Consider the following 6,269-nt stretch of genomic DNA (forward strand, 5'->3'; position numbering starts at 1 on the left):
ATAGAACAAGGCCCTCGAAACGACTACACGTTTCGAGGGCCTTTCGTTTATGAAACTGAGTTATGTCCCAGCCTCTTCCTTTTCATGTGGAGTCCGTTTCTTACCGTCATGCTTGGAACGATTGAACGTCTAACGGTTTAGCAAGAGCCGTTTGAGCAAAGGCAACGAATTGTCCAAAATGAGCACTTGTGTTGTGTGCTTCGATAGCAGCCTGATCTTCCCATTTTTCAATCATCATGAAGACATTTTCGTCTTCTGTACTTTGGAATAAATCATAGCCGATGTTTCCTGCTTCATTGCGTGATGCTTCCACTAACGTTTTTGTCGCTTCTAGGAATTCTCCGCGTTTGGCTGGTTGTACTTCTAATTTTGCTTCGATGGCAATCATCGTAAAGCCTCCTTTGAAATTTCGTTAACTTAAGCATCGTAGCACCTCCGGATTTGTTACGCCATAAAGATGCTCGGACGATTGATGATATTTAATTACGGGTATTTACATAGGTAATTATTATTTTGTACCACACCACAGAAAGGAGCAACGAAGATGCGCGTTGAGGTATTTTATTTTGAGGATGACGGGCATATTCCGAACAATCCCATTTTTCCCGTATTAATTTACCGGCATGCATTTGAAGAACCATCACGCATCGAACAGACTCTCCATGCACACGACTGGCGCAACAGCTGGGTGGATGGCATTTTTGATTTTCATCATTATCATAGTATCGCGCACGAAGTCATCGGTATTCTCGAAGGGCATGCGACCGTCCAGCTCGGGGGTCCGCTCGGTAAGACGTTCACCTTGACGAGCGGGGATATTCTTTTGCTTCCTGCCGGTACAGGTCATAAAGCGCTCGATACGAGTCGCCACTTTCGGGTCATCGGAGCATATCCAGATGGACAGGACTACGATACATTAACCGGTCAAGCAAACGAACGCCCGGAAAACCTTCAACGTATTCGTCAGGTGGGACGTCCAAAGAACGATCCAGTCCTCGGCGACCATGGACCTTTATTTGAGCATTGGTGACGTCTCTTTCTCCCGAAGAAGACGTTTTTGTTCAGAGTACACGTGGTAAACCCTACTATTGTCTCTCTACTTAAAGGAGGAAGAACGATGAACGAAACAGAAAAGACGCTGATACTCGCTGCATTAAAGCAAAAAACGGTGACGTTTCCCGATCAGACGCATGTTCGGGCACTCGGACAAGGCACGTGGCGGATGGGAGAAGCATCGGAGAAGCATGAAGCTGAAATCGAAGCGCTCCGCGTCGGTCTCGACAGTGGAATGGAACTCATCGATACGGCAGAGATGTATGGCGAAGGGGCTTCTGAAGAATTGATTCGCGACGCGATCGCTGATCGACGCGAGGAAGTCTTTCTTGTCTCAAAAGTCTATCCGCATCACGCCGGTGGAGAAGCGTTAAAAAAAGCTTGTTCCGAAACGCTTGAACGTCTTGGTACGGATTATCTTGATCTCTATCTCCTGCACTGGCGTGGTGACATTCCACTTAAGGAAACCGTTGAAGGACTGGAAGCCTTAAAACAAGAAGGTAAGATTCGGCGTTGGGGTGTATCGAATTTCGACGTATCCGATATGAAGGAATTGTTGGCATTACCGAACGGTGATCAATGTGCCATCAATCAGGTACTCTATCACCTCGGATCACGTGGAATCGAATATGAACTGCTACCGTTTTTACGCGAGCATGGTATTCCAGTGATGGCGTATTGCCCGTTAGCTGAAGGTGGTTCGTTGCGGGCTCAACTTCTGAATCATCCGACCGTCGAGAAACTCGCTGAGACACACGGTGTTGATCCAGCGCAGATTTTACTCGCATGGGTAATACGTGAAGGCGACGTCATTGCGATTCCTAAAGCCGGACAAGCGCATCATGTCGAAGCCAACGGGCGCGCCGCGCTCCTGAATTTAACAGAGGAAGAACTCGCTGCACTTGATCAAGCATTCCCAGCACCAACCAAAAAAGAACCACTCGATATTGTATAAGGAGGTCATTTTCATGACACAACATGTTCAACTTGGTCAATCTAACCTATTCGTTCACCCCATCGGTCTCGGTACGAATGCTGTCGGTGGACACAACTTATATCCGAATCTCGATGAGCAAGCCGGACGCGATCTCGTTCGTGTCGCTTTGAAGCAAGGAATCAATTTCCTCGATACCGCTTTCATCTATGGACCAGAACGTTCGGAAGAACTCGTTGGTGAGGTTTGGAATGACACGGTCGCTCGAGAAGATGTCGTCCTCGCGACGAAAGGTGCGCATCAGTTCGTTGACGGAAACGTCGTCATGAACAATTCACCAGACTTTCTCCGTCAATCGGTCGAAGAGAGTTTAAAACGTCTTCAGACAGACTATATCGATTTGTATTACATTCATTTTCCGGATGAATCGACACCAAAGGATGAAGCCGTCGCAGCACTCGCTGAACTGAAAAAAGAAGGAAAGATTCGCGCAATCGGTGTCTCGAATTTCTCACTCGAACAACTGAAGGAAGCGAACAAAGACGGACATGTCGACGTCTATCAAGGGGAATACAACCTATTCAAACGGGATGCAGAAAAAGAGTTACTCCCATATATCGTTGAGAACGGGATGTCCTTCGTCCCGTACTTCCCACTCGCTGCTGGATTATTGGCAGGGAAATATACCAAAGAGACGACGTTTGATGATTTACGAAAAAACGATCCTTTGTTCCAAAAAGATGTCTTCGAAGAAAATCTCGCAAAAGTCGATCAACTGCGTCCGATCGCAGAAGCGCACGATGCGGAAGTCGCACACGTCGTCCTCGCGTGGTATTTGGCACAGGACGGTATCGATGCCATCATTCCTGGTGCGAAACGACCGGATCAGGTGACGGATACGTTACGTACGTTAGACGTTCAGTTGTCGCAAGAGGATATCGAAAAAATCGATCAAATTTTTAGCTGATCATTCACTTCCTATGCACATGAGCAGAATAGGCGAAAAATCATACTAAACTTCGTATGATGGAGGCATGGAGGCGATTGATCATGAAGCACCATTTTCATTTAACCGCAGACTGGCCGGGTAATCGCAATGATGTCGGTCAGATCGAGACGGGTGAACTAAAAACAAAAATCTCAATTCCGGACGCCATGGATGGTCCAGGTGTTGGGACGAATCCAGATGAGATGTTACTCGGAGCAGCGGCTACGTGCTATATCATCACGCTTGCCGCGATGCTTGAGCGTAGTCACATTCCAAAAGTCTCGCTAACGATGGAGTCTGAAGGCATCGTGGATGTCACGAACGGCGTCTTTACGTACGATGCGATCATACATCGTCCGAAACTCTTATTGCCGTCCGATCTATCGGATCGTGATTTAGAGAAGGCGCAGCGTCTTGCTGAAAAAGCAGAAGGCTCTTGTATGATCACGCGGGCATTAGCTGGTAACGTTACAGTATCGCTTGAGGCTGTGGTGGAGCGAATCCCAAATTAATTTTTAATTAAAAACCAAACACTCCTCCAACTGTGATTTAGAAAATGCACAGTTGGAGGAGTGTTTTGCAATGAATTTAATATAGGTAAGGAGTTTTTAAAGAACTTTGTATTTCTCCTTTTAGCATCTCGTAAGAAGCGTTCTCATTTTGTCTCATTAATTTATGAATCATGCGATGGCAACTTGCACACAATAAAGCCAAGTCTTGAGTCTGAGTATCTGTTACACCACTTATACTTAATTGATTTTTATGATGAGCTTCAATGTAACCTTTCCCGATAACTCCATAAACCTCCTCATAATTCATCTCACAAATATCACAGAATAATTGCCCATCATGTTCAATTACAAACTGTTCTTTTGCTTTTTTAACTACTTTTGCATTTCGTTCTGTTATGTAATGCGTGGCAAGTCGTTTTTCGCCTTCTGTATAACGCTCATCGTCCAGTAGACTTTCAGCAATATGCGAGTTAAGTACTTCACTTTCGTCTGTATAGTAATCTGTTGGAAAAGCAAAGTATTCTTTAAATTTGCTTTCGAAAGTATCAAAAGTCATAAAGGGATGGAATTTTTCCAGTTTGAACGATTTATCTGATCCGTTCAGATCTTTTTTTAAGTTGATTACTTCATTTTGATTCAGCAAGACAAATTGTATATCATTTATTTTGATTAACTCCTCTTCATTGGTAATACAAAAAATAAGGAAATCATATTCGACGGCTTTCGTATCTCGAATTCCATACATTCCACCCGTTGCACCTCTTATCCCGATACGTTTTCCATCTAAAATTTGTTTATTCTTTTCTAATTTAAATGATACATTATATTGATCAGCGAGCGCTTTCAACCATTCTTTTGTTAACTTTTTCATTACACTTACAATGTCTTTTTGCATCATCTATCCCTACTTTCGTTTCATATGGAGGATTGTATTTATGATAAAAAAACAAAAATTTTCAGGAGACGAACATACGAGAGAGGTGGCAATGTACCTTGAACAATTGATTCAGGAGAAATCGTCTCTTTCAGAAAAACAATATCCTGCAATAGTTGTCGCTCAATTTCTATTTACTCAATTTCCAAAAATAAGTGAAGTGAAAACTAAATTTGATTTTGAACGTGCCGATCATCATGCTGATTTGTATATCTATCAAGACGAACTCATTTATCCGATTCATCTATTTTCTCTCAAGAAAAACGCAACAATTCAACCTAAAAATCCTGGTGCTAAATCCTTCTTACACAAATATTTCAGTTTAACAGAGGCTCAACATACATTTAACACCTTACTGGATAAGGCGCGCTCTAATCTTTTTAAAGACATTGCGATACACCAAGGAATAACTGATCTATACGTGTCAGAAGTAGCATTAAAAAAATCAATCAATGCACTGCAATTAGATGAATCTATACTTAAAGACTACCGTAAACGATTCTTAGAAGGTATTCGAGATCATTGTTATTCGCTCCTTCTTGATAGTCTGAATGAGCATCAATCTGATTTTTTCAAAGGTTTCAAGCATCTATCCATGATTGAAGAATATAAAGTTGTATTCATCGAAGAAACCTACGAGATTAAACTAGAACAACAGACGATCCAAACATTTGAGTCCGTACATCTGTTGAAAAAGAATAATTCGTCGATTCATATCTTATTAGATGACTATGAACTCGAACTTCGATTTAAATTCGAGTCTTCGTTGACGTCTTCCATTAAATTAGCAACGAAACTATCACATACTTGCGAACTAACGAATCAATTTCAACAAAAAACGAGGCAGCTCAATACGAAGTGGTTAAGCTCCTTTGAAGATTCTCTACATACTCATACATTACTTACTCATTCAAATAAAAGTAATGCAATCGGTCGCTGTCATGAAGTTCTTACGTTATATCAATTTATCAAACACAATCCAACGATTCATTTAGTCGATCCTACTCAAGTTCATCACACATTAACAGCTTACTATTCGTATCTTGAATCAGACGTGTTACAACAGCTTATCGAAAGTGCTCACGTTACAAATTCCGTATTACTTCGATACTTAAAAGACATGTATGGTCAGTATCAAATTGAACAGATTCAACTTGTATCGGACAGCTATATCGCGAATAAATTAGAAACAGCAGACATCTTACTTACTCTTCGATACGAACAAAACTTGATTGAGCTCCCCTTGTCCTTAAAAGCACTAAAAGTCCATAATTCTGTCATGACGATTAAAAATCCAGGTGCTGGTACGATTCTTTCCTATCAATATTTTGATGTTTTTGACGAAATGCAGGAGTTCATTGCAAGGATAAAAGAAAAATATTTGATCGGATCGATTTCACGTCAGGAAGTACTCTCTGAAGTATCAAACGAAATCACAAAACACCTTTCCATTGCCTCACAACATGCTCTTGTTTCTGGTTTGAAAAAAATGATCGGAACCAACTTATCGATTGTCTCTTTTTATCAAAATTCAACTTGCTCCATTCATCCACCAATTGAAGTTGGGGGGCAGATTCACGTTTCTCAACATTCACCAACTACGACACGCTTGACTTGGTCTGACGGTAACGAATACTTAAACTTTCGAGTCAAGTTCAGTGCTGGTGCTTCTCGTGGATGGTCGTCTCTTAAATTATCGTGCGAACGTTCTGTTTCATAATGCTTTGTTTTAAAAAACGGACCTACTCATCAAAGAGCAGGTCCGTTTTACTGTGTAATGCAGAATAGGAGTGCAGACTTGTGCGACGGAAACGTACACAGTTCTGCACTCCTTTTGCGAAAAAAGAA

7 protein-coding genes are annotated in these 6,269 nt (G+C 41.9%); 5 read left to right on the forward strand and 2 right to left on the reverse strand.

Annotated elements, in window-relative coordinates; translation table 11 throughout:
• Positions 1–106: 106 nt before the first annotated feature.
• Positions 107–388, reverse strand: a complete 282-nt coding sequence (locus ACRPK8_RS15635; protein ID WP_432238974.1) for a putative quinol monooxygenase — start codon at positions 386–388, stop codon at positions 107–109.
• A gap of 156 nt (positions 389–544) precedes the next feature.
• Between ACRPK8_RS15635 and ACRPK8_RS15640 the strand changes: the two genes are divergently transcribed.
• The 4 genes from ACRPK8_RS15640 (at position 545) to ACRPK8_RS15655 (ending at position 3,487) form a co-directional block, all read left to right on the forward strand.
• Positions 545–1,030, forward strand: coding sequence for a cupin domain-containing protein (locus ACRPK8_RS15640; protein ID WP_432238975.1), 486 nt, complete (start codon positions 545–547; stop codon positions 1,028–1,030).
• Positions 1,031–1,117: 87 nt separating this feature from the next.
• Positions 1,118–2,008, forward strand: a complete 891-nt coding sequence (locus ACRPK8_RS15645; protein WP_432238976.1) for an aldo/keto reductase — start codon at positions 1,118–1,120, stop codon at positions 2,006–2,008.
• Between the two features lie 13 nt (positions 2,009–2,021).
• A complete protein-coding gene (locus ACRPK8_RS15650; protein WP_432238977.1) occupies positions 2,022–2,954 on the forward strand; it encodes an aldo/keto reductase in 933 nt (310 codons plus the stop codon).
• 80 nt (positions 2,955–3,034) lie between these two features.
• The gene (locus ACRPK8_RS15655; RefSeq protein WP_432238980.1) at positions 3,035–3,487 is read left to right on the forward strand and encodes an OsmC family protein; all 453 of its coding nucleotides are present in this window, start codon (positions 3,035–3,037) and stop codon (positions 3,485–3,487) included.
• 76 nt (positions 3,488–3,563) lie between these two features.
• Here ACRPK8_RS15655 and ACRPK8_RS15660 read toward each other — a convergent pair whose 3' ends face one another.
• Positions 3,564–4,358 carry an HNH endonuclease gene (locus tag ACRPK8_RS15660; protein ID WP_432238978.1) on the reverse strand — a complete coding sequence of 265 codons (795 nt, stop codon included), beginning with the start codon at positions 4,356–4,358 and terminating at the stop codon, positions 3,564–3,566.
• A 64-nt stretch (positions 4,359–4,422) separates the two neighbouring features.
• Between ACRPK8_RS15660 and ACRPK8_RS15665 the strand changes: the two genes are divergently transcribed.
• Positions 4,423–6,141, forward strand: coding sequence for a hypothetical protein (locus ACRPK8_RS15665; RefSeq protein ID WP_432238979.1), 1,719 nt, complete (start codon positions 4,423–4,425; stop codon positions 6,139–6,141).
• Positions 6,142–6,269: the final 128 nt, after the last annotated feature.

Origin of the sequence: Exiguobacterium sp. TDN 0502 (assembly GCF_050846835.1) — a bacterium.
Taxonomy (GTDB): Bacteria; Bacillota; Bacilli; order Exiguobacteriales; family Exiguobacteriaceae; genus Exiguobacterium_A.